Genomic DNA, 23,982 nt, shown 5'->3' on the forward strand with positions numbered 1-23,982 from the left:
ATTGTAATCATGTAGATAAAATTATCTCCAGCTAGAGTTAATAAAGCACATAGAAATTTGCCTTTTCTTAAAAGTATAAGGAATACAAAGGGTAAAATTTTTCTTAGTGACACTATGTATCTATCCCTCTATTCTATCACGAATTTATAAATAACTGACTTAAGATTTTTCTTAATCCATTTCTTATATGTCTATCTAATGTAACTTTAGTGACTCCAAACATTTCAGCTAATTCTTCTAACCTCACTTTCTTGGGGTATTCGAAAAATCCTAACTTAATGGCAGCACTAAGTATTTCTCTTTCAGTTGGAGTTAACGAATTAAGTATCATTAAGTCATTTTTTATCTCATTCACCTTACTTCTCTCCACGTCAATATTCTCTATTTTAACATCTATCTTTTTAAGATCATTAGACAAATTAGAAATCACTTCGTCCTCCTCACCAAAGAAATAAGCGTACCATTCCTCTATTCCATTTCCTATTAAAAGATTAGTTATTACTGCATTATTTTCTATCATTACTTTAGTTACTGAATTATCAAAATTCTTAAAATAATATAGAAGTGCAGCTTTACTAGATCTAGGTCTGTCTATGTTGACTACTCTTATATTGTTACCGAACTTTCTACTAACGGTTGCTATGAAATCGGAAAGATCGTTCTTATCATTTGAATAAATTTCGGCTATTTCGAAAATGGAATTTTTCGTAATTAAGGGAAAAAGATATTTAACTTCCGCATTAACGTTAAAGTCAGATGTTTTATAAGTCCAGCATGCATCATGTTTTAAACCAAGTTTCATTTTGAAAACATGCATCAAGTCTTATATCATCTATATCCTTAATATGTTTATATTATCATGACTTGTGTATAAACCAATTACTTGAATTGTAATAGCTGTTAAGAATTTATATTAAAGTAATAAGTAGAATAGGCTTTACAAATATTCATTAACTTCAAATAACCAATGGAAATATGTATTAAATGGATCTAATTCATTAATCTTAAACTGTATCAGCCAAAAATTTTGCATAAAAATGTACATCATTTTACCTCTCTACTCAATTTTGAAGTACTGTGAATGCCCTTATACGACCAGCTTCTGCACCAATCTACTATTCAGCTACGCTTAGTTAATCGCATCCTCCAACTCTGCAAACCTAAGGTGTAGAGTGAAAAATAAAGACGTGAAAGAGCGTTATAACGAATTTTTGGTTAATAGGAATATTATGATATTATTCATCATATGATATCAACATGAGATAAACGGATATACTCTTCATATCTCTCTATAAGGGGATTATTCATCCCGATGGGGGCTTTTACCCCCTTAACCCCAAGGGGATTAACGTGAAAGATAAACTTCATAGTGAAAAGGTATCACATAACTTGCCAAGAATTTAAGGGTTAAGTAAGATTTTACTTAACTTCTGTTTATAGTTGGGGTTCTCAATTGAGTTCCTTTTCATAACTTATGCAATGTTATTAATATTATATATTCTAACTCTCCATGGATATCCATATCCTCTCAATTTCTTTAATCTTATCAAAATCGCTATCTTCTGAGACGATCTTTTTAATTGAGTTGTTAACCATTACCGCTATGTGCAGAGAGTCTGAAGGATAAAGGGAATATTTCAACATAAATTCTTTTGCTACTTCATATTCTTTTGAAGTTAAGGGAAGAACGGTGACGTAAGGCAGGACAATCTCATCTAGAAATCTTATCGTGTCCTCAAATTTTATATTATACTTCTTCTTTGAAACATATATTACCTCGTCAACAACTAAGAGATCCAATGCGAGACTTTCAGTGGAGAGTAAGTTTAAGTAATAATTCTTTACTTCCTCTACTGCTAAATTCAAATATATGAGGAAATTCGCATCCAGAAATATCAATCTTCAAACTCCTCCTCCATCTTGACTCCTTTTAATTCGCCTAACTTTGGTTTCCTTACATAGGATAATCTTTGCTCATGCTGTTGTAGTTTATTCTTTACCTCTTCTATATTAATTTTTCTTTCTCTTTCTAATATTATCTTTCCATCATCGACTCTTAAAATAAGAGTATCTCCCTCATTTATGCTTAAGAGTTCTCTAATCTTTTTGGGAATTATAATATAACCCTTCTTTCCAACCTCAACCCTTATGGTCAAATTGGCTTCACTATAGTTAAACTGGCTAAACTACAATAAAAGTTCTCCTAATAGGGCATAACGTCTGTTTTAAGTTTCTTCACGAAATACTAAGTTACTATAGAATACCTTACTTTATTGTCAGTAAGCAAAATTTTTAACGCAGAGATACCCACGAGATGCTGGGATTTGTTATGCGTATTGCGTTGTTTGGTGCAAGTGGTAGAATTGGTCAACGTATTTTGCGTGAAGCGTTAGATAGAAACCACTATGTGATTGCTATTGTACGCGATCCTAAGAAAATCACAATTTCCAATCCTAAATTAACTGTAATCTCAGCTGATATAAGAGATCCTAATCAGGTAGCTAAGGTAGTACGTGGTACTGATGTAGTAGTTGCGTCGATTCGACCAGATACTGGTCATGAAAGTGATCTCGTTATTATGGCTAAATCACTTATTGAGGGAACTAAATTAGCTAAAGTTAATCGTTTAATCTTCGTTGGCGGTGCTGGAAGTCTAGAAGTTGAACCTGGCAAACGTTTGATGGATATGCCAAACTTCCCCACTGAATGGCGTGCAATAGCTCAAGCCGCAGCAGAGGCATTAGAAGTTTTCAAGAAAGAAAAAGAGTTAGATTGGGTTTACGTAAGTCCGCCGATGTTCATTGAACCCGGCGTACGTACTGGAAAATATAGAATTGACACAGACAAGTTGATTTTTGATTCTCAAGGTCGCAGTTACATTTCTATGGAAGACTTTGCGGTAGCCATATTGTATGAGATCGAAAAACCTAGATTTCATAGACAGCGCTTTACTGTTGGATACTAATTTAGTTTTTTTTTTTTTTTAGATTTCTTTTGTCATCCATATGCTGAGCTTATAATTCACAGAATATTATAACGTAAATTCGTAAAGCTTCTCAAAAGGTCTTAGTTGTTTTGTTTACATGATAAGCAACTTGTATTTTCTTTAGTTATACAGTTTTTATCTTGAAAATAGGAAACAATGAGTGCTTAATAATTAAATGAGAGAGTTCAAATGAACTACCCTATACCCATCCCGGAGAGGAACTTCTACCCCTTAACCCCAGTAAAAGTTAAAGAATTGGTTAAAAATATGCTTTATCTAATCAAGAACTGTAAATTAATTTATAAATCATTTGGGCTCTTCTAGCAGGATGGGGATGAGTAGATAAAATATCTGTAAAGACGCTAACCTTGGTTCGCAACCACTTTTCAACCAACAAAATAGGATCTCTTTCCTGAACTTTAATTGGCGGAGCAGTAACTATTATCCCAGTAAATGGATCTAATCTAACGTTTTGCATATACAACTCAATCTTAGCTAAAGCAGTTACCAATGCCTTAGAAGATTCACCTAAAATTAGAAATGAATTATAATCTGCATACGATTCCCTTAATCTATTGAACCAAAGTACGAATAGTTGTAATGTTAAGGTTATAACGAAAATTGCAGAACCTATTATTAATGCTACTAGCGCGAAGAGAAATTCCACTTCATCTATTGCAAATAAAAGCGCCATGTATCCAAAGGTTATTAGAAGATTACTAATATAACCTAGGGCTGTAGGAATAAGACCTATGGTGAGACCTATTTCGATATCCCTATGCTTTATGTGTCCGACTTCATGAGCTATAACAGCTCTTAACTCATCCTCATTAAGAATGTTTAAAAGAGGTAAGGTAATCCCTACCCTCATTCCGCTAATGCTATTTCCATACGCGAATGCATTTGGATACGGAGCGTCAATTAGAAAGACTCTTGGTGGTTTTATTTTAGACTCTTCTGCAATATCTTTTACCATTTGATTGAGCCAACCGTATTGTGGATCATATGGGAAGACTTCATAACCACCTCTCCCCGCTACATAAGGTGAAATAATCCATTGAAAGAGCCAAAATATAAAAAGCGATGGAACTATAAGTAAAAATGAAATATGAGTTAAAGAAGATATTACTAACAATACTAGTGCTTCCGATAATATTGTTAAAATTAAAGCTAATGCCATATTTAATATCAGCTTATCCTTTATCTTCATCGCCTATTTTTCCTTTTGTGAGAATTTAAACTCTTAGATATATTAAGTTGAAAGACAAGGCTTTACGTAAAGCATGGAGTTAGCATGATAGATATAAAGACATGGAAAAATATGGAAATCTAACGATTAGTCTAGTTCTTTGGCTCAATATCGAACAAGATTTACTTTTCCATTTTATCAACGTTACATTTATCTAACTGGATTTCCTTGAACGTTTATGTACTTTCTAACGAGCAAAAAATTAAATTTCATTAATTACTGGAGATAGTTACTTAACATCAATTAACGATAATATGAAGAATAAAATTATTTTAAACTGATAATAAAAATTTTTATTGATTATAGATAATTAATAGCGAAATCTGCCAGAAACTTCAAAAAATTTATTAAACTGAAGATAATTTTTATATAATATGACAATTTTGGCAATATATAATCATCCCGTGGAGACTTTAGGGGTTTTTAAGAAATTTCTAAGTAACGTTAAGGAAGTGATGGGTGAAGAAGTTAAAGGTAATGAGAAGTTCGATTCTTTAATCATAATGGGAGGACCAATGGGAGTTTATGAAAGTGATAGGTATCCTTTCCTGAACTTGGAAATGGAGTTAATAAGGAAAGCCTATCGTGAAAATAGAAGAGTTTTAGGAGTTTGTTTAGGTTCACAATTAATTGCTGAAGCGTTAGGCGGGAAAGTAATTAAAGGTGGTTTTGGACAAGAGATTGGGATACAAAAGATTAAACTATTAGGTGACCTAAAGGAGTTCATGAAAAGTGATGAGCTGACGGTATTTCAATGGCACGGCGACACTTTCTCTTTACCATCAAATGCAGAACTATTAGGCTATAGTAGAAATTACTTTCAAGCCTTTAGAATTGGTAGAGTTTTAGCTCTACAATTTCACATTGAAGTTAATTCAGAGATGGTTAAGGAGTGGATTAAGACTTATGGAGGAGATGATAGGATAATTGATGAAGTTAGAAAACATGAAAAAGAATTGGAAAGTAATGCCGAGAAAATAATAAAATATTGGCTACAATTTTAGTATGTAGAAATAATATCGTGTTGTTATGATAAATTGTTTTTAAATTCGTATATGTAATGTATTAAATATTTTTCCAATAAAATATTTATATTTAAAAAGAGAATAGAGGGACGTAAAATTTATCCTAATCATAACAATGCTATGCATTGAGATCTGAAAAGATCGTGAACTACTCTAGCATTTATTAATTCCTACTATAGACCTCATCAATGAAGTCCCTAACTACTTTAAGATATTTGTCTTTTTCCTCCCACATTGCCATATGCGAACTATTTTCAAATATCACTAATTTTGATCCCTTAACATTTTTGTGGATAAGTTCTGCTACATTAGGTGTTACCTCATCGTACCTACCCACAGTTATTAACGTGGGAACATTTATCTTACTTAATTGTTCCGTAACATCCCAATCCTTTATTGTCCCAATTATGGTAAACTCATTGGGTCCATTCATTATCTCGTAAGTTCTTCTCTTTTCTAGAAATTCAAAAGTTCTCCTTACTGGCTCTGGCATTTCTTCAAGTCTTAGTAAATGTTTGCTATAGAAAAATTTTACAGCTTCCAAATATTCTGGATTTCTGAAATCTCCTAAACTTTCGTATTTCTTTATTGCATTCCTGTATTTTTCTGGTAATTCATCTATGAGTCGTCTCATCTCTTTAACAGTATAAGGAACACTAGATAGACCACTACTTATAATAAGTCCCCTTAGATTTTGCTGATATTTAAGTGCGTAAGCTATTGCTAGAGCCCCACCATACGAATGACCTAATATCACTACTTTCTCGTTTCCGAAAATCTGTTTTCTTAACTCTTCTAATTCTTCAACTCCACGTTCTATTGTATACTCAGATGGATCTTTGGGATCATCAGATCTACCGCATCCAAACTGATCATAAAATAGTACATTAATACCATAATTTGCTAACTCTGCTAAAGGTATTAAATAGTCATGAGAACCTCCAGGGCCTCCATGTAGTGTTATTAAATTCTTATTACTATTACTAGCTTTATACATCTTATAATAAATTCTTATTCCCAATATATTCCTATATCCTTCTTCTATATTTATCATATGGATTAATTATAAAATTAGGTTATATAAGTCTTAAAAAATAATGGAAAACCTTACTTGATTTGTTAAACGTTAGAGGAGTGTGCTTTAGCGTCAAGCAAAATCATTTTCTACTTTTATAGGTTAAAAAGATAGAGAGACTAATTTTATTGTTTTTATCTTACCATCCCTCATAAACTGTCTTTTCTTTTAGATAGAACTCTAGTGCTTCTTCTCCCATTTCTTTCCATGTAGTGGCACCAGAATTCTTAAATCCACCGAAGGGTGCTTGAAGCTCTAATCCTACAGTTGGTTTATTGACCTTTATTACTCCAGCTTCAACTCTAGTTACAAATTCATTTATTGCTTTGATGTCAGTTGATACTATACCTGCAGTGTGACCATAATCTACAGCGTTAACTAATCTTATCGCCTCATCCAAATCCTTAGCCTCGGTTACACTCAATATAGGTCCGAATATCTCTTCTTTAAATAATCTCATATCTGGTGTAACTCCTTCAAATATAGTAGGCTCTAGGAAATATCCTTTACCACTTATGGTATTTCCACCATAAATTAACTTAGCTCCAGCACTCTTCCCATACTCTATGTATTCTAGATCTTTCTTAAACTGTGGTTCATCCACTACTGGACCCATATCAACATCTTCAGTACCTGGACCAACTCTCCACTTCTTAACTCTCTCTAAAAGTCTTTGCTTAAACTGATTATATACGTCCTTATGAACTATCAACCTGCTCGTTGCAGTACAAGATTGTCCAGTTAACCCAAAAGCTCCCCTTACAGCTAACTCTGCAGCTAACGTTAAATCAGCACTCTTATCAACATAAAGTGCGTTCTTCCCTCCTAACTCTAACTGTATCCTAGTCATTCTCTTCTTAGATCCTACTAACTTGTAAATTCTCTGCCCAACCTCTGTAGATCCTGTAAACGAAACAGCAGCCACATTATCGTCTGTCACTATGGTATCTCCAACTTCACTTCCTTTTCCTACTACTAAATTCACTACACCTTCTGGTAAGCCAGCTTTACTCAATACTTCAACTAATTTGGCTACTAACAATGGCGTTTTAGTAGCAGGTTTTAACAATACGGTATTACCAGCGGCTAGGGCTGGAGCTAATTTCCATACTGGTATTGAAAGTGGGAAGTTCCATGGAGTGATTAATGCTACTACGCCTAAAGGTTCTTTCAAGGTAAATATTCTTGTATTAGGATCTGCTGAAGGTAGTGTTTTACCGGATATCTTAAAGGCTAAGGCGCCATAGAACTTTAGTAAATTATAACTTCTCATTACCTCAAACATACTGTCTTTAAGTGTTTTACCCTCTTCTAGGGTCATCAATAAAGCAAATTCTTGAGCTTCTTGCTCCATTAATTCTCCAGCCTTAAGTAAAATGGAGCCTCTTTTAGGTGCGGGGGTTTTAGCCCATTCTTCAAATTTAGCTACAGCTCTATTTATAGCTTCCTTAACGTCGTCCTTAGTGGACAATTTGATTTTGGCTAATACGTGATCTTTATCTGCAGGATTTATATCAAGGTATTCCTCTCCATTGCCCTTAATCCACTTATCCGCAAGCTCTTGATACGATTTCATAGGTACTATTTCGTTTTAACTGTTTTTATTTTGATACGCTAACATGTTTGCTAACAAGTTTATTAAATGTTAAGAGGATTTTATCATGATGAAAATATTTAGAGTTGTAAAAAGAGGTTATTACATAAGTTACGCAATATTAGAAAATAATATGGTAATAAGACTAGACGAAGATCCAGTTAAAGCATTGATTAGATACTCAGAAAATAAGGAAGTATTAGGAGATAAAGTGGTTGGGCTAGATTACGAGTCGTTACTGAAGAACTTTAAGGTTAATGACGTTAGGATAACTAAGCCATTAGATCCCTTAGAGGTGTGGGGATCGGGAATATCATATGAAATGGCTAGGGAGAGATATTCTGAGGAAAACGTAGCCAGAATATTAGGTAAGACAATATATGAAACCGTATACGACGCAGTGAGACCAGAAATCTTCTTCAAGGCAACGTCAAATAGATGTGTTGGGCATGGTGAAGCCATAGCTGTGAGGAGCGATTCCGAATGGACCTTACCGGAGCCCGAATTAGCAGTGGTCTTAGATTCCAACGGAAAAATTTTAGGTTATACCATAATGGATGACGTTTCGGCTAGAGATCTTGAGGCTGAGAACCCACTTTACTTACCTCAATCTAAGATATATGCAGGCTGCTGTGCTTTTGGACCATTCATAGTTACACCAGATGAAGTAAAGAATCCATATAATTTAGATATAAAATTGAGGATCTTGAGAGAAGGTAAAGTATTCTATGAAGGTAGTGTAAATACTAGTAAAATGAGAAGAAAAATTGAAGAACAAATAGAGTACCTTATTAGGGATAATCCAATACCAGATGGAACAATATTAACTACTGGAACAGCAATAGTCCCAGGAAGAGATAAGGGGCTTAAGCACGGAGATATAGTGGAAATAAGCATAAGTAACTTAGGGACACTGATAACACCAGTAATAAAACTTGAAAGAAAGAAATAACATAATATCACAATTTTTTCATTTTTTGCCTATGATGATTAATCAAATAGTGATGAGAAGTTAAAATATTGAAAGAAAGAAAAGTATTTATACAAGAATCTAATTAAACACTGTATGGAGAAGGTCATAAGTAAGAGTATTATTGTATTATTTTTAATAATGTTCAACATATTTTTAGTGTCTTTTTCGATTTTATCAACAAGCCAACAAACTACAACAATAACCATAGCACCATCTAATACGTCACAATTAGTTGACGTATCTCAAACAATTCCTCCAGACGCTTTAGACCCTGCTACTGGATTTGCAGTTGAAGACGGACCATTTTTCACTGCTGTGTTTCAAGAATTAGTTGAGTTTAATGGTTCTAATTATTTGCAGGTAGTTCCAGTAATAGCACAAAACTGGTCAACCTCAAATTATGAGAATTGGACATTCTACATAAGACATGGAGTGTACTTCCCAGATGGAGTACAGGTAAATGCCTCAACTGTGTGGTTCTCGTTCTACAGAACTATATTGATGGGGCAAGGGGCAGGTATTTCAAATTACGATAATCTTCTATTTAATGGTACTGTATTTTCGAATACTGGTTATGCTATTCCTTGGGGTGTTAATAACGCTATTCAGAACGTTACTGGATTACCCACTGCTAATAATTTCACATTAACAGCACAAGTATTAGCATCAATACTTTCACACTTCAACGCAGCAAACAAAACAATACAAAAGATAATGGAATACCCATACCAAGCAGTAGTAGTAAAAGGACCATACGAAGTACAAATAAATACATTATATCCTTATAGGTATTTCCTATTTGATATTGCCGATTGGTGGGGAGCAATAGTGAATCCGATTGCAGTAGACGAACATGGCGGAGTTCAACCAAATACTCCAAATGCTTACATAAATACTAATGGTATGAATGGAACTGGACCTTATATAATTCTACATATAGGGGCTGGAATGTCTACGATAACTCTTGAAAAAAATCCTCATTATTGGGCACAAAACCTAAGTAATATACCTTCAGTTGCAGAGCCTGCACATATTCCAATTATTATAATAGATTATGGACTCTCTCACAACGACAGAGTTGAAGACTTTGCTAACAATTTAGCTCAAATTTCGTATGTAAGCCAACCTTACTTATCGCAAATGTATAACGCATACGAATATAATAAATATGTAAGCTTTAATCAAATATTTACAAATGTAGGATATGAGGCAGCGGCATACTTCATCTCGCTAAATACAGAAGTCTATCCCACTAATATAACAGACCTCAGGTTAGCACTAGTATATGGAATTAATTATAGTGAATTGCTACAATTATTCAAATTGCCAAACGGACAGTTAGGAGCTACAGAATATTTAGGTCCAATATCACAAGTATTTCCATTATATAATGAAGTAATGCAGATGGATAACTTACATCCTTATACATACAATCTCTCATTAGCTTTACATTATCTAAATGAGGCAGGGTATGTGGGAAAGTTCTATGTAGTTTTACCTAACGGAACCGTGATTGGTAATCCTAAAGGAAATCAGCTACAAACATTAGATATATACGCAATAACGCCAGTAACTGAATTAGAACAAGAGGAATTAAATATAATACAACAAAATCTAGCCCAGTTAGGAATATCAGTAGGATTTAAATACGTATTGCCTTCAATAGTTGATGGTTGGTTATCTCCTGCCACTACTCCTTCGATGGCGGACCTCGGCTGGTATCCAGATTGGCCAGATCCAATATTTCAAGAATTAATTGCACAAACTGATGTAGAATTTGGAGGAATTAGTGGAAATTTTGCATGGGTAAATAATTCTGTTTTACAAAATATGTACTCTACATTGCCATTTATAACTAATAGCACGCTTCAGACACAAGAGGTAGCCGAAGCTTATAAGATCTTATATGCAGAGGCACCCTACATCTGGTTACCTAATTACATAGTATATTACTTTACGCAACCTTACTTAAGGGGATTTGTATGGAATCAGTTTGATGGCTACTTTTATAACATGATGTACTACCAGCCTTATACCGTTAATGTATCTACGACTAGCAGTACAACAAGTAGTAGTACTTCCGTATTAGGCACTACTACGCAAATTACTAACAATAGTATCATATCCCAAAATACAACTCCTAAGACAAGCCAAGTGAACTATACAATAATAGTAGGAGTTATTGTAATTGTCATTGTAATAGTAATTGCATTATTACTAGTAGCAAGAGGGAGAAGGTAATTTTTAAAAAAGAATTAAAAAATATTTTTTATATTTAAGTAGTAGTTGCTTTTTCTTCCAACTCTTCCATATCTGCTAGCTTGTAAGTTCTAGTATCATATCCTATAAGCCATCCTATTATTCCCGTTAAGACGCCATATATTGCTAAGCCTAATGTCAATGTTACCGGACTATAAGAAACCCCAAGGATTCCTATTAATAATCCTATAAATGCAGCTAATTTTACCCAGAAGTATCCCCAACCTGCAGCTGTTCCTCTCTCTTTAGCTCCGAAGAACGCATTTATAGAGGTCATGCCTTGACTAGCAGGACCTATAACGTGGAAGAAGTAGAACAAGAAGGAGAATACCACAAAGTATATTAAAGGCAAATTAAAGATATAAGTAAGGGCAATTAAACCTACTGAAATCCCTTCACCTACTGCGCCCATTACATATTGAGACTTAGTACCTATCCTAGGTGTTAGCCATGCAGTTAGATAACCCCCTAAGACCCCACCAGCATATAAAAATGCTGAGGCCTCTATTGAAGCCAATGGTCCAACTAACTTTAACGCTAATAAAATGTAGGGTATGTAGAAACCAAAGGTATAAAATATGAACCCTTGTTCAAAATTACCGTTAAAGCTGTAAACAAGCTCTCTCCATTTATCTTTCCTAAATATACTGAAGGCACTTTTTAGTCCTCTAGCTGGTGCTCTTAACTGCAAATCAACATCCGGCACGTCAGCTAAATCAATTCCATAGGTTTGCTTTAAAATTCTCTTAGCGCTTGCTAACTTACCTTGATACGCCAACCATAATACTGACTCCGGAATCTTACTTCTTAGTAATAGTATAACAAAAGCCAAAACACCACCAACTATCATCATAACTCTCCATAGTAATGGAGCTGTTAGAGAATGAGTTGTGAAAAAGAATGGAAGTAGTATAAAAGCTATCGTAACTTCATACATGATATACCACTGCAACTGCCATAAATTAGACCAGAATAACCTCTGTTTCTTTTCTAGATATTCGAATATATAGGCAAAACCAGTAGCGGTATCTGCACCTAATGCAAAGCCTAGTAAACCTCTAAAAATCGTCAATTCATAAACGTTAGTGGACAAACCTCCTAAAATTGCCATAGCCGTGAATAGTATCATATTTAAAATAAACATATTTCTTCTACCTATACGGTCATTTAACCAACCACCAGTCACTGCACCTATTATTGCACCTAATTGAACTGCGCTTATTGCGAGAGAAATTAGGATAGAGGGGACATTAGAGAATGTGTTTTCAAGAGATTTAACTGCAAAAGTTAAGGACGCGAAATCATATGCATCTAGCCATAAGCTAGCTAACGCTAATATCACTATATACCTAGCTGTGATATTCTTAGTACCTAGTACTACATCATATATTCTCTTGATTCCCTTATCTATTTCCTCTTTAGAGTACTGAGACATACTTTTCTCATTTAGAGATTATGCCATAAGGAATATTTAAAAACATACCTTAACTTGTTAATAATCCATATATAGCTTATAGTAATTATAATATGCAGTAAGAAGAGATCAATAAGATGTAAAAGAAAGTATTTTACATGTAGAATATTAGTAATTCTTCGTTATCTATACTATTAATTAAACTCATTTATTATTGTCGTTTACATTAAATTCTAGTATAATTTGACATAAACTAGATTAATTGATATAAATTTTTCTATATTCATCTCTATATATAGAAGATAGATTTATATCTCTAATGAATAATATTATATTTATTAGAATAGTAAACTTTATTTACTGTAGAAGAATATGTTATCATATGGGAGGTAAAGAAATAAGTACGACTCAAGTAATCAAAGTAGCAGTTGGGACTTCACTAGGTACAACGATAGAGTGGTATGATTTCTTCCTTTATGGATACGCTGCATCACTAATATTCCCTAAACTTTTCTTTCCACCCTTCTATTCTCCAATAACTGCATTGCTGATATCTCTATCCACTTATGCTGTAGGCTTTGTCGCCAGGCCAATAGGTGCTATGATATTTGGTCATTTGGGAGATAAGCTAGGCAGAAGAACTGGATTATTGTGGGACTTGATATTAATGGGGATAGGAACCGGAATAATAGGTTTCCTACCGGGATATGCAGTATTAGGTTTTGGCTCTTTAGCTATAGCAACCATTTCTAGAATTCTGCAAGGTATAGGAGTAGGTGGAGAATGGGGTGGAGCAACAACGTGGTTAACTGAATATGCTGCAAGGTCTAAATGGAGAGCGTTCTGGGGAAGTTGGGTTCAACAAGGAGTTCCAATAGGCTTATTATGGGCTTCCGCCATGTTAGGTTTATTTTCAGCATTTCCTAGTAATTCGCCATTAGGTCTATTTAATTATGGATGGAGATTAGCGTTTTGGATTGGAGCAATAGCTGCAATAATAGGTATAATAATAAGATTAGCATTACTAGAGAGTCCACTATTTGAAAGTATAATTGAAAGAGGAGAAGTTTCAAAAATACCTTCTATAGAGGTTTGGAGAAAATATTGGAGTAGAATTCTCTTATTAGCAGCTTCTTGGGCTGCACAAAATGCTGGATTCTATTTATATTCAGTATATTCTGTAACCTTCTTAGCTGGTCTAGGGTTTTCAAAGAGTCTGGCACTTTTAAGTGTTACACTTTCCGCACTAATAGGAATATTCATTACTATAATTTTCGGAATTTTAGCTGACAAAATTGGAAGAAGACTTGCGATGATTTCCGCATTTGCATTTGGATTGATTTTCAGCTTTCCATATGTATTATTACTATTCTCAAGGACTTTCTCAATGATATTACTTGCTCAAGTATTAATGGTACTAGCAGTATTAGGCTCATATGCTGTAATTCCTGCATTTTTCGCTGAAAACTTCCCAACAAAGTATAGATATTCAGGTACTGGATTATCTTATCATATGGCTGCACCATTTGCAGGTGGCCTTGCCCCCATTATAGTTGCGGATTTAGTTGGAGAAAATTATACGGGTAATTGGTGGGCCTTTGCTATGATCTTTGCGATATATTTTGCCATCTCTTTAGTAGCGCTCATAGTACTCAGAGAAACTAAAGGTAAGGAAATGGAATAATCTACTTTACATCTAATAAAATAAATTGTATATATTCCTACTAGCACTGTAAAAATCCATTTCTCAATTCATCATTTTTTGATAACCAATATAATACAATCTCCCTATTTTTATTACTAAGATAGATAAAATTCCTGCATAATATTCTTCCAAGTTCCATTCCTAGTTTACCTTTTAATGTAAGAAGTTTTGACAAGTCAAACTCATTTATTCTCCTTCCAATTTGTTCAATAAAGAGGGGAAGATATTCATCATATTTAATTATTAAATCTAGAATTTTCTCCTTATTCTCGAAAAAGAATATTGCATTAAAGCTCGTAAAGAGACCTTTGGCAAAATAAACGAATTTGAATGCTAAATCTAAAATCTTTTCTTGATCTTCTCTTTTTAACTCATATACTTTACCTCTGATGAACCCAATGAAACTACCTAAAGATTCACTTATCCCCTCTCCAAATCCATAACCGAAATCGGGATTCCTTTCGACCATATTGAAGCCTAAACTCTTTAAATCTTCGGTTAAATAGGGCAAGGAATTACCAAAGTTCCTACCTAATACCTTAGCCAGTTCTGCGTTACTCTCTGCTATCTTAATTAACGCGTTTGCAAATTCGTCCTCTAGAGTAGAAAAATCTACAGATGATAAAAAACCCTTTGCGAATTGCACATCTGATTTCACTTTTTCTATTATTTTTCTCTTCCAATAATATGATAAATTTTGAAAACCCCTTCCTATTCCAATTGCTATACTTGGGAAATTCAATAGCTTTTCCTTGATCTTGTCATTAACTTCATATAATCTATAACCTATTATCTCATCGATTTCTTTGTTTTTATTTAAAAAGTTCTCTAAGTTATCTAACTTATTTAAATTTACAGATTGTAGGAACTCGTAGAGGAACATTAAATTGTCCTTAAATATGTCAATTACTTGTTTTCTAATCTCAAAGGGAAGTTTATCGAACTGTCTAGCGAAGTTACTTCCCACATTTGGTAAATGCTTTAATGTGGAAACATTAATTGCTAATGTTTTAATAATTTCGGGATATTTATAAAGTTCCAGATTTGCCAATATCTCCATTGCCATAATTGGATTTAGATTTCCCAAATAAAGTAACAAATCTTTATCGACCTCTATTTCTCCCATACCTTTAGCTATTCCTCTACATAGGCTTTGATAATATTCACATGATTTAATTATGATCTTTAGAGTTTCTCTGTCGATTCTATTTACTGCTCTTCCTATACCTAAGCCTAATTGGTAAAAATTGACGTCTCTGTCTAATCTATTCCAACTGTCAGAGGTGAGTATCTGGATTACTATCTTTGCGAAATCTTTAGGTAGGTTAGAAAGTATCTCTCCTACTCTCTCCATGGTAGAATTTTTTGACGATTAAATAAAAAAGATTCACGACTTACACTTATATTCCTCAAACACATCTTCTTTAATTGTAAATCCTAATCCGGGTCTATCTGGTACAACTAGATGACCGTCCTCTATTTCTATGTTCTCTTTAAATATTTTATCTCTTAGGTCATTTTTCCTCAAGTGCATCTCTATCCATTCAGTACCTAGAGCTGCTGCAACATGTAAGTTAGATATAAGTGATATACCACCTGCAGAATAGTGAGGGATTAAGGGATACCCCATGACTTTTGCCATATTCCCTATTTTCATCATTTCAGATATTCCACCTGTCCACATGGTATCAGTCTGAACTATATCTACAGCTCTTTTTCTCATTATCTCATAGAACTCCCATCTAGTATATGCTGTTTCATATCCAGCTATGGGAACTTGTAACTCCTCAGCTAATTTAGCACTCAGATCTAAATAATCAGTTTGTATAGGCTCTTCAAAGAACCATATTCCCAATTTCTCTAACTTTCTCCCCATTTCCAATGCTTCCTCAAATGTATAAACGTTATTAGCATCAACAGCTATTCTGACGTTTTCACCTACCACTTCTTTTACAGCTTTCAGTCTTTCTAAATCCTCTTCCATACTTTTAGCTCCTATCTTCACTTTGACTCCCTTGAATCCCATTTTAACGTAATACGCTTCTTCATCTCTGAGCCTTTCTAAATCTTTCTTTTCTGAGTAATATCCACCCGTTATATAGGCTCTGATTTTCTTTTTTGAACCCCCGAGTAATTTATAAATTGGCTTCTTCGCTTTCTTTCCCATTATATCCCAAAGGGCTGTATCCACACCGCTAATACCAGCTATCGCAATTCCTCTCCTTCCGAATCTTAAGGTAGCCTTATACATCTTATCCCATAAGTATTCTATGAGTTCCTCATCCTCCCTAAGGAGTAGAGGCTTCAATATTTTATCTATTGTAACTTGAACAGCGTCAGAACAACCATATGCTAATGATTCACCGTAACCTACATAACCATCGGAAGTCTCGATTTCAGTAACTACTATTTCCATAGGGTGTTCAGCTAATCCTTTAATTGCTAAAGCGTCCCTTTCATCGTTTATTCCTTCATAACATAACTTGTATGTTCTAATATCTTTTATCATGTGAGTAAGTATGACCTTAGCCTTATAAATATAAGTCCTAACCCGGTAAAGTATAATAGAAAACTAATCTAGAGTAATGTGATTAAGTGAACAAGGTATGGACTTCGCTATATCATGGAATGGTCCTTTACAGTTTGTGTAAGTTCTTCTGCGGAGTTTCATGGTATTTTCAGCCCAAACAGCATTTTATAATTAGTTATAATTGAAAGAGAAATATCATAATTAAAATCCACATAAACTGGTAGTCATATTCTACTAGTTTTAAGGGAAAATAGGTTAGAAAGTTATAATAGTCTATCGTAAAATTTAGTATTGTGAGAGTTGAAGACTTCAAATCAGTTATTGCGGAATTTCTCAATACCGATTTACCACCTATTATTGATAGGGAATTAGAATTACCTCTAGATACAAATTATATTTTTACTGTCACCGGAGGTAGAAGAGTAGGAAAGACCTTTATCCTTTACAACAACATAAGGAAAATAATAACTGAAGGAAAAGCCTGCAAAGATGAAATTCTCTATATAGATTTTGAACATCCTAGGCTGAAGAACTTAAGTGTAACTGACCTTGACGATATATTAGTAGCTTTTTATGAATTAACAGGAAAAAAACCTAAGTATCTTTTCTTAGATGAGATTCAAAGTGTGAAGGATTATGGAAGTTGGTTTAGAAAAAGAATAAATGCTAGGTATTTTTAGATCCCACCCCTAGATATGGATGATAAATTCCCGAATGATGGTGGGGTTAAATCAAGATGTGGGGGTTTCCTCACCGTAAGGTGAGTGGGGTTATCCCCCTAATGGGATTAGAAAAGGATAAGCGGAAAAATCCGCGACTTCGGCGAGGTCCAAGCTTCCGGTTTTATATGAGGGTCGAGAGTTGAATACAAAGTATACGAGATTCAATGAGACCCAAACCCCTTAACGTGAATTAATGACTATAATTAAAAAATAATCTTCACGTAATCTATAAACTCCCTTATACGTTATGATTAATTTCCTTTTCTCTATTAAAAGGTTCGTCTGTTGGTTTGCTAAATATAAATTTCATGGGTACCCATACTTTTAAGGTAATGAGAGTGTATCAAGCAGAATCATTAGAACTTAAATCAAACTTATTTAGAAAATACTGTGTTATTGAGATTATAGTTAAAGTTTCATAAATATTATGAAATAATGAGCACATTTTATCTCTTATTTATTAAAAATCTTTCCAACCTACTTTACCCAAACAGATTTTTCAATCTCTCAATAGAAAAGTACACAATAACCTCATTAAGATAGTTTATCGGATAATTTTAACCTAAAATTTATTATTACTATTGTTATTATTACAATATATCTATTATATAAGATCAAAGAATTCAAGTTTTAATAAGCTAGGTAAGATGTGTAAACCCTAAATATTTAATAAATATCACCTAGAGAGTATTTTTATGAAAATCATAAGAGACCCAATTCACGGTTATATAGAAATTGATGATAAAATACTGCAAATCGTTTCCGCCGATATATTTCAAAGACTTAGATACATCACCCAAACTGGATTGGCCTACTTAGTTTATCCTGGCATGAGACATACAAGATTTGAACATAGTCTAGGCGTAATGCATCTAGCTAAAGAGCTTGCAAAATACGTCAAGATAAATTCGGAGCAATACACTGATGTAAGTTTTATCGATGATGATTATTTAAATCTAATATCTCTAGCAGGACTACTTCATGATATAGGACATTTGCCATTCTCTCACACTTTCGAAAATGCGCTATCAGTTGCTAAGGAAGTATATGGGATTGACGTTGAATATTATGGAAAGAAAACCCATGTTATATTTGGAAATAGGATTATCGACTACTATCTTTCAAGCTATCTAGATAAATTATCAAAAAATTATGATGCCGTAAATTTTATACAGAGAGTAATTTCGTCCACTCCGAAAACTAGAGAAGAGAATTTCGCTTCATTGATTATATCAAGTCCACTAGATGCCGATAGAGGAGATTACTTATTAAGAGATTCATACTTTGCGGGAGTTGGATACGGCAATTTTGATATAGAGAGAATAAAGAGGTCATTAATTTATGTGAATGATAGGTTAGTAGTACTGAAGAAAGCCTTACCAGTTGTAGAACAATTTTTGCTCGCAAGAATGTACATGTACGAAACAGTTTACTTCCACAGCGTTGTAGGGTTATATAATGCAATATTGTCTCATGCCGTAGTCAGGCTGATTCAAAAAGGCCTAATACCTAATATATCGCCAGAAAATTACCTAAAGCTAAACGACGTACAAATACTTTCTAAATTAGAAGAGGCAGGAAAGGAATTTTATAACGCGATACTCTATAGAAGAGGGTTTAAGAGATTTAAACGAGACGTAGTTGGCAACTGCTATGAGATATTGGATAAAAAAAGAAAAGAGATTAATGAGATAATGAAGGAGAATAATGGACTAATATTATATCACGATTTCTATGATGTTCCATACAGTGATGATGAAATTTTCGTTTATGATGACGATGAGATAAAACCATTAAGTAGCGAATCTATAATAGTATCATCTCTTAAAAGTATAAAAAAGGGCGTAATTGGATATCATGAAAGTGCAGAGAATAAAATGAAAGACATTCTCGATATTTTAAGAGAATGTTCGTAGATCTAAGATGTTATTAGCGTCTTCTAAAAGGAATTAAGCTGACTTCCTCTCCGCCAAAGAGAGACTGAACTTTCTGCCCATATTTTGAAAAATTTTAGTTTATTTCTATATTATATTAAAAATTAAGAATTCGTATTAAGTCATAAAATGACCTCCTTACCTTTTTTAACATCTATTTCCCTCAATTGAGAATCTTCAACGTAGAGCAATGTTCCGTCTGCCTTAGGAATTACGACCCTTCCTTCCGTGATAACCGGGTATGGTGGTAACATGTATTCCTTTAATCCTATTACTTTAACGTCTTTAGGAAAAATTATCGCAATCTCAGTATCAAGTTCCTTGAGTTTTATTTTGAAACTACCATTTCCAAATTCTCTAGAAAACACTTTATAGTAATAATAATCTGCGCTTAAATTGAACTCTTCTTCTATTTCTTCATTGTTCAAATTAAAGAATGCAATTGCATCATAACCTTTTACTTTACTCCTTAATTTTAGTAGAACTTTTTCCCTTAAAGGATTTCTAAACAACAAATCCTCAGTTACCAGACCAGGTTCATCTACTCTAACTACTTCACCATTTGGAAGGACCACTGACTTTAGTAAATCCACATTGGTTTTTTCTGCGTGTCTATCCGTAATATATATTGGCCCTCCACTGAATATCCTACCTACGAGATGAACCTTTGCATAGGGATCGTAAGACACGAACATATCATAATCTGGATAAACTATTTGTGATGTCAACAAGGAGTTGTAGGCATTAAACATTAGATGTAACTTAGCCCCATCTTTCCAGAAAGGCACATAGTCTATGGAATTTCTCATCACGTTACTATAAAAGTAGTTACAATAATTTTCTGGATTCATAGACATACAATTTATCACGTCTTTTCCCACTGCATACTGTAATCCTAGTTGAATGTTCCTGCTCGCAACTCCAATTGAAAAACCATCATATATTGCGTGGATAATCCATTGATTATCAACCTTAACGAAATCAAACCCTTCCTTAAATATACTCCCATCGAACATTCTGTAAAAATTTATAGCATCTTCAAGATTGGGACTGGGAACATAACTGTTAATAAAAGACGTAAAATGAGCGTTTACATTAAGCGATTTCACAAAATCTTGCGTCATACCACCCCAATGAGCGTTAATAGTGTGCCATAATCCAACATATTTGATACCTATAGCCTTCAGTGTATTTACAGTATTCTTAAAACCTTTAGGAAATTTTTTATTGTCTGGTGTAATGCCCTTTATCGCCCTATCAGTATTTTGATCCTGCCAACCGTCATCTATGATTACCCAACTCAGTTTTATCCCTTTCTCCATTATACCCTTAACTACTCGAACCAGATTATCCTCGTTTAGATCTTTAGTTAGAAAGGCATTCCAGCTACACCAACCAATTCCATTCATTACTTTATCTGGAAATCCCTTCTCCTCCCTAAGCTTGAAGGTCATAGTACTTCTAGAAGCGATCTTAACTGCAGACTTTATGGCTTCATAAGGATTGCTAGAAATCCCAACTGAGAGGAAGTAGCTCTTCCTAATCGTATCAGCATTATATCCAGTGTAAATTTTCACCAAATCGTTATGTAAATATGCAGTAACATCGTTATTGGAAAGCGTAAATAACGCTTGATATACATCTCCGTTCTTGATCAGAGCAAATACAGAGTAATTGGGAATTACCCCAAACACAGGGTAAAGCCAACATGGATATGTTCGTATATATTTCTCGTGATCAAGATCTCTAATCTCATACTTAACTTCTTTAGGTGGTTCAGTGACTGGCTCCATATCTATACCTAATTGATTATAGTATGCGAATGCTTTACCATATACTTCAGAATAAATTTGTTGCGTAGTTAAAGAAAGTATTTTCTCTGGATTTATGTCAAGTTTGATCTCTATTGGAAACTTAGATAATTTAACAAATGATTTAACTTCAATACTATATACTTTGCCATCAGAAAAATCAGTTGTATCTACTTTAACTAACGCTATATTTTCACAATTTCCACTTTGATCGCATTTATATTTTCTTCCACTTTCATCCTCTATCCAGATCATTGCTATAACCTATCTGAAAACGAATATATAAAGGAGTAAGAGAAAGAATGTTATTATCTTAACTTTTAAACTTTGTATACTCTTCTTTTTTATGAGCTTTCTAAAAGAAAGAGCAGAGAAATTTTTAATTACTGCAGAATTCAATTTCCAAAAAGGATTTTATGATCTAGTTCTCTTTAACGTAGAACAGTACATTCAACTCTACATAAAATACTTGCTCTAGGTAAAGACCTCTGATTGCCCTAAAAGTCATGATCTAATTAGACTGATTAGGGATTTAAGAATAGCTTATGACAAACAATGCGTGGAAGAACTTCCTTAAGGAAAACTTTGACATAATTTCTCTAATTCAACAAGCATATATCTCTTCACGATACTTACCAACAGAGTACATCAAGGAACATGCTGAAAGAGCTTTAAGTCTTGTTGACAAGTTTAAAGAGACGATTGTACAATGTCTGAGTTCATAGACATACTCTTAAAATATAAAAAGGAGAGAGAGGAGGTACTTAATAACATTGATAACTACTTACTTAAAATTAAAGAGTCAGTGAGAGAATTAGATCCAGACGCTAGGGTATTATTGTTTGGTAGTTACGTCAGAGGGAATTTTAAGCCAGATAGCGATATTGATATCCTTGTCATTTCTGATAAATATGGAGCAAACGTTGATATGATGGCTAAAATGAATGCCCATATTTTAATTAAACTGAATGTCTTCGGGATCTTCGAAATTCATATAACAACAAGGAAGATGTACGAGGAATGGTTCAAGAAATTTATAGATGTTTATAGAGAAATATAGAGATTATATGTCTATCAGCGAGGTAAACATTTTTCCGGTTTTGATAAATATGCCTTATCACCTGCTGAAAATAACGCTTATAAGTTAGTTAAGTAAAAAGATATATCTTGATGTCTGATAACTACGACTTGAGGTATGCCTATAGAGCGCTGTTTATATTAGCACCAATAGCTATAGCTGTTATGTACACCGAATCAATGCTTATTCCTTCTTTACCTACAATTGCTAACGACTTCAACGTTAACTCAGCAACAGTAAGTTGGGTATTAACGGCATATTTGATTAGTGGAGTAGTGGCGAATCCAATAGTAGGAAAACTAGGAGACATTTATGGGAAGAAACGTATACTTGTTTACGTTATGATAATATACACTATTGCTGTAACCTTAAATGGTTTTGCTCCGAATTTCACATCGTTCATTATATTTAGAACGATTCAAGGTATTGGCTTAGGTATGTTTCCATTAGCTTTTAGCCTAATAAGAGAAGAATTCCCCCCTCATTTAGTTCCAAGAGCACAAGGTATTGTTAGTGCAATGTTTGGCGTAGGTTCCGCTATAAGTTTACCAATTGCTGCTACTGTTGCCCAGGATTTAGGTTGGCAATACAATTATCATATTGTAATTCCCTTCGTAATATTATTAACTTACCTTACTTCAAAGGAAATAAGGGAGAGTAAATACATTAACCCAAACTCGAAGATTGATTATATAGGAGCTGGTATACTAGGTTCTTCCTTAGCCTCGATGACTACTGCTTTTTCTGAGGCGCCTACATGGGGTTGGACATCTGTAGACTTTCTAGTAACAATAGTTTCAGGTTTTGCGCTTTTCTTTATTTTCATATTATATGAAATGAGAGTTCCTTATCCACTAATTTCAGTAAATCTGTTAAAGGAGAAAAACGTGCTAGCTGCAAATATAGCTGCTTTCGTTGCAGGATTCGGGATCTTTATGGCATATCAATCTATCACTTACTTATTGGAACTACCAAACCCTACAGGCTTTAATTTAGATATTTTATCAACTGGACTGCTAATGTGGCCAGTATCATTAATGCAAATAATAGGTGCCTTACTTTCTTCCAGATTAATTCTGAGAACTGGAACCAAATTTATAGTAATAATAGCGTCTGCTATTCTATCATTCTTTTACTTTATTTTAGGATTAGTAGCAATAGCTGGTTCATCAGCAAGCCTTGCAAATGTCATAATATTATCTTCCTTAGCTACATTAGGTGCTGCTATGCTTAATGTAGTCCTAATAAACATCTTAACGTTTTCAGTAGAAAGGAGAGTCCTAGGAATAGCCACTGGTATGAATACAGTTTTCAGACTGATTGGAGGAGCTTTTGGACCATCAATAGCTGGTTCACTTTTATCAACTTACTATACTTATTTAGTATATCCAATAACATTAAATGGACAACAGACATTTCTACCAATTCAATTACCATCTGATTTCGCTTTTCAGTTGACGTTCTTTATAGCCTCAATAGCCGGATTATTAATGATACTTATAGGAAGTATGACCAGAGATATAAAGATAAGGGGTACAATAGTATCGCAAGAATAGCTTATCATCAGCATTTTGAAATCAGGAAAATGTTTAACCTGCATAAACTTCGATTCCGCCTTAAAAAGGTG

At 33.8% G+C, this 23,982-nt stretch carries 21 protein-coding genes; 11 read left to right on the forward strand and 10 right to left on the reverse strand.

What is annotated here, in order from left to right:
* Positions 1-136 precede the first annotated feature (136 nt).
* The 3 genes from V6M85_RS09180 to V6M85_RS09190 all read right to left on the reverse strand — a co-directional run bounded on the left by V6M85_RS09180 (position 137) and on the right by V6M85_RS09190 (position 2,156).
* A complete protein-coding gene (locus tag V6M85_RS09180; RefSeq protein ID WP_338599058.1) occupies positions 137-817 on the reverse strand; it encodes a helix-turn-helix domain-containing protein in 681 nt (226 codons plus the stop codon).
* 683 nt (positions 818-1,500) lie between these two features.
* On the reverse strand, positions 1,501-1,899 hold the full coding sequence (locus tag V6M85_RS09185) for a type II toxin-antitoxin system VapC family toxin (protein WP_338599061.1): 399 nt from the start codon (positions 1,897-1,899) through the stop codon (positions 1,501-1,503).
* Positions 1,896-2,156 (reverse strand): AbrB/MazE/SpoVT family DNA-binding domain-containing protein, encoded by a 261-nt coding sequence (locus tag V6M85_RS09190; RefSeq protein WP_338599064.1) that lies wholly within the window; start codon positions 2,154-2,156, stop codon positions 1,896-1,898. Before V6M85_RS09190 ends, V6M85_RS09185 begins: the two co-directional genes overlap by 4 nt.
* 173 nt (positions 2,157-2,329) lie before the next feature.
* On the opposite strand from V6M85_RS09190, the gene V6M85_RS09195 reads away from it, so the two are divergent.
* Complete coding sequence (locus V6M85_RS09195; protein WP_338604719.1) at positions 2,330-2,965, forward strand: NAD(P)-dependent oxidoreductase; 636 nt, start codon at positions 2,330-2,332, stop codon at positions 2,963-2,965.
* Positions 2,966-3,266: 301 nt separating this feature from the next.
* Here V6M85_RS09195 and V6M85_RS09200 read toward each other — a convergent pair whose 3' ends face one another.
* Positions 3,267-4,196 (reverse strand): zinc metalloprotease HtpX, encoded by a 930-nt coding sequence (locus V6M85_RS09200; protein ID WP_338599067.1) that lies wholly within the window; start codon positions 4,194-4,196, stop codon positions 3,267-3,269.
* 413 nt (positions 4,197-4,609) lie between these two features.
* Between V6M85_RS09200 and V6M85_RS09205 the strand changes: the two genes are divergently transcribed.
* Positions 4,610-5,239, forward strand: a complete 630-nt coding sequence (locus tag V6M85_RS09205) for a type 1 glutamine amidotransferase (RefSeq protein ID WP_338599070.1) — start codon at positions 4,610-4,612, stop codon at positions 5,237-5,239.
* Between the two features lie 184 nt (positions 5,240-5,423).
* Here V6M85_RS09205 and pip read toward each other — a convergent pair whose 3' ends face one another.
* A complete protein-coding gene (pip, locus tag V6M85_RS09210) occupies positions 5,424-6,314 on the reverse strand; it encodes a proline iminopeptidase (protein ID WP_338599072.1) in 891 nt (296 codons plus the stop codon).
* A 160-nt stretch (positions 6,315-6,474) separates the two neighbouring features.
* Positions 6,475-7,911, reverse strand: coding sequence for an aldehyde dehydrogenase family protein (locus tag V6M85_RS09215; RefSeq protein ID WP_338599075.1), 1,437 nt, complete (start codon positions 7,909-7,911; stop codon positions 6,475-6,477).
* Between the two features lie 85 nt (positions 7,912-7,996).
* Between V6M85_RS09215 and V6M85_RS09220 the strand changes: the two genes are divergently transcribed.
* A complete protein-coding gene (locus tag V6M85_RS09220; RefSeq protein WP_338599077.1) occupies positions 7,997-8,881 on the forward strand; it encodes a fumarylacetoacetate hydrolase family protein in 885 nt (294 codons plus the stop codon).
* Between the two features lie 114 nt (positions 8,882-8,995).
* Positions 8,996-11,143 carry an ABC transporter substrate-binding protein gene (locus tag V6M85_RS09225; RefSeq protein WP_338599080.1) on the forward strand — a complete coding sequence of 716 codons (2,148 nt, stop codon included), beginning with the start codon at positions 8,996-8,998 and terminating at the stop codon, positions 11,141-11,143.
* Between the two features lie 34 nt (positions 11,144-11,177).
* On the opposite strand, the gene V6M85_RS09230 is transcribed toward V6M85_RS09225, so the two are convergent.
* Positions 11,178-12,596 carry an MFS transporter gene (locus tag V6M85_RS09230; RefSeq protein ID WP_338599082.1) on the reverse strand — a complete coding sequence of 473 codons (1,419 nt, stop codon included), beginning with the start codon at positions 12,594-12,596 and terminating at the stop codon, positions 11,178-11,180.
* Between the two features lie 361 nt (positions 12,597-12,957).
* On the opposite strand from V6M85_RS09230, the gene V6M85_RS09235 reads away from it, so the two are divergent.
* Positions 12,958-14,259 (forward strand): MFS transporter, encoded by a 1,302-nt coding sequence (locus V6M85_RS09235; RefSeq protein WP_338599085.1) that lies wholly within the window; start codon positions 12,958-12,960, stop codon positions 14,257-14,259.
* 40 nt (positions 14,260-14,299) lie between these two features.
* Here V6M85_RS09235 and V6M85_RS09240 read toward each other — a convergent pair whose 3' ends face one another.
* Complete coding sequence (locus V6M85_RS09240) at positions 14,300-15,634, reverse strand: hypothetical protein (RefSeq protein WP_338599088.1); 1,335 nt, start codon at positions 15,632-15,634, stop codon at positions 14,300-14,302.
* Between the two features lie 33 nt (positions 15,635-15,667).
* A complete protein-coding gene (araD, locus tag V6M85_RS09245) occupies positions 15,668-16,789 on the reverse strand; it encodes an arabinonate dehydratase (RefSeq protein WP_338599090.1) in 1,122 nt (373 codons plus the stop codon).
* Between the two features lie 314 nt (positions 16,790-17,103).
* Here araD and V6M85_RS09250 point away from each other — a divergent pair, with 314 nt between their 5' ends.
* Entirely contained in the window at positions 17,104-17,490 is a 387-nt protein-coding gene (locus tag V6M85_RS09250; RefSeq protein ID WP_338599093.1) for an AAA family ATPase, read from the forward strand.
* A 737-nt stretch (positions 17,491-18,227) separates the two neighbouring features.
* On the forward strand, positions 18,228-19,448 hold the full coding sequence (locus V6M85_RS09255; protein WP_338599095.1) for an HD domain-containing protein: 1,221 nt from the start codon (positions 18,228-18,230) through the stop codon (positions 19,446-19,448).
* Between the two features lie 140 nt (positions 19,449-19,588).
* Here V6M85_RS09255 and V6M85_RS09260 read toward each other — a convergent pair whose 3' ends face one another.
* Positions 19,589-21,532, reverse strand: coding sequence for a Sip1-related alpha-galactosidase (locus V6M85_RS09260; protein ID WP_338599097.1), 1,944 nt, complete (start codon positions 21,530-21,532; stop codon positions 19,589-19,591).
* A 91-nt stretch (positions 21,533-21,623) separates the two neighbouring features.
* Between V6M85_RS09260 and V6M85_RS09265 the strand changes: the two genes are divergently transcribed.
* From V6M85_RS09265 to V6M85_RS09275, 4 genes are all read left to right on the forward strand, one after another.
* Positions 21,624-21,755: a HEPN domain-containing protein gene (locus V6M85_RS09265; RefSeq protein WP_338599100.1), complete on the forward strand. Its 132-nt coding sequence runs from the start codon at positions 21,624-21,626 to the stop codon at positions 21,753-21,755.
* Between the two features lie 67 nt (positions 21,756-21,822).
* Entirely contained in the window at positions 21,823-22,002 is a 180-nt protein-coding gene (locus V6M85_RS14205; RefSeq protein ID WP_422398057.1) for a HEPN domain-containing protein, read from the forward strand.
* A complete protein-coding gene (locus tag V6M85_RS09270) occupies positions 21,987-22,337 on the forward strand; it encodes a nucleotidyltransferase domain-containing protein (RefSeq protein WP_338599102.1) in 351 nt (116 codons plus the stop codon). The genes V6M85_RS14205 and V6M85_RS09270 overlap by 16 nt, the downstream gene beginning before the upstream one ends.
* A gap of 110 nt (positions 22,338-22,447) precedes the next feature.
* Positions 22,448-23,911, forward strand: a complete 1,464-nt coding sequence (locus V6M85_RS09275; RefSeq protein ID WP_338599105.1) for an MFS transporter — start codon at positions 22,448-22,450, stop codon at positions 23,909-23,911.
* Positions 23,912-23,982: the final 71 nt, after the last annotated feature.

Source organism: Sulfolobus tengchongensis (assembly GCF_036967215.1).
GTDB classification, from domain to species: Archaea; Thermoproteota; Thermoprotei_A; order Sulfolobales; family Sulfolobaceae; genus Saccharolobus; species Saccharolobus tengchongensis_A.

Bases quoted from the DNA above. Each gene is read 5' to 3' on its own strand.
- V6M85_RS09195 (WP_338604719.1), top strand. From the start codon at position 2,330: ATGCGTATTGCGTTGTTTGGTGCAAGTGGTAGAATTGGTCAACGTATT.
- V6M85_RS09240 (WP_338599088.1), bottom strand. From the start codon at position 15,634: ATGGAGAGAGTAGGAGAGATACTTTCTAACCTACCTAAAGATTTCGCA.
- V6M85_RS09260 (WP_338599097.1), bottom strand. From the start codon at position 21,532: ATGATCTGGATAGAGGATGAAAGTGGAAGAAAATATAAATGCGATCAA.
- V6M85_RS09255 (WP_338599095.1), top strand. From the start codon at position 18,228: ATGAAAATCATAAGAGACCCAATTCACGGTTATATAGAAATTGATGAT.
- V6M85_RS09265 (WP_338599100.1), top strand. From the start codon at position 21,624: ATGAGCTTTCTAAAAGAAAGAGCAGAGAAATTTTTAATTACTGCAGAA.
- V6M85_RS09235 (WP_338599085.1), top strand. From the start codon at position 12,958: ATGGGAGGTAAAGAAATAAGTACGACTCAAGTAATCAAAGTAGCAGTT.
- V6M85_RS09215 (WP_338599075.1), bottom strand. From the start codon at position 7,911: ATGAAATCGTATCAAGAGCTTGCGGATAAGTGGATTAAGGGCAATGGA.
- V6M85_RS09275 (WP_338599105.1), top strand. From the start codon at position 22,448: ATGTCTGATAACTACGACTTGAGGTATGCCTATAGAGCGCTGTTTATA.
- araD (WP_338599090.1), bottom strand. From the start codon at position 16,789: ATGATAAAAGATATTAGAACATACAAGTTATGTTATGAAGGAATAAAC.
- V6M85_RS09200 (WP_338599067.1), bottom strand. From the start codon at position 4,196: ATGAAGATAAAGGATAAGCTGATATTAAATATGGCATTAGCTTTAATT.
- V6M85_RS14205 (WP_422398057.1), top strand. From the start codon at position 21,823: ATGACAAACAATGCGTGGAAGAACTTCCTTAAGGAAAACTTTGACATA.
- V6M85_RS09180 (WP_338599058.1), bottom strand. From the start codon at position 817: ATGCATGTTTTCAAAATGAAACTTGGTTTAAAACATGATGCATGCTGG.
- V6M85_RS09225 (WP_338599080.1), top strand. From the start codon at position 8,996: ATGGAGAAGGTCATAAGTAAGAGTATTATTGTATTATTTTTAATAATG.
- pip (WP_338599072.1), bottom strand. From the start codon at position 6,314: ATGATAAATATAGAAGAAGGATATAGGAATATATTGGGAATAAGAATT.
- V6M85_RS09270 (WP_338599102.1), top strand. From the start codon at position 21,987: ATGTCTGAGTTCATAGACATACTCTTAAAATATAAAAAGGAGAGAGAG.
- V6M85_RS09220 (WP_338599077.1), top strand. From the start codon at position 7,997: ATGATGAAAATATTTAGAGTTGTAAAAAGAGGTTATTACATAAGTTAC.
- V6M85_RS09230 (WP_338599082.1), bottom strand. From the start codon at position 12,596: ATGTCTCAGTACTCTAAAGAGGAAATAGATAAGGGAATCAAGAGAATA.
- V6M85_RS09205 (WP_338599070.1), top strand. From the start codon at position 4,610: ATGACAATTTTGGCAATATATAATCATCCCGTGGAGACTTTAGGGGTT.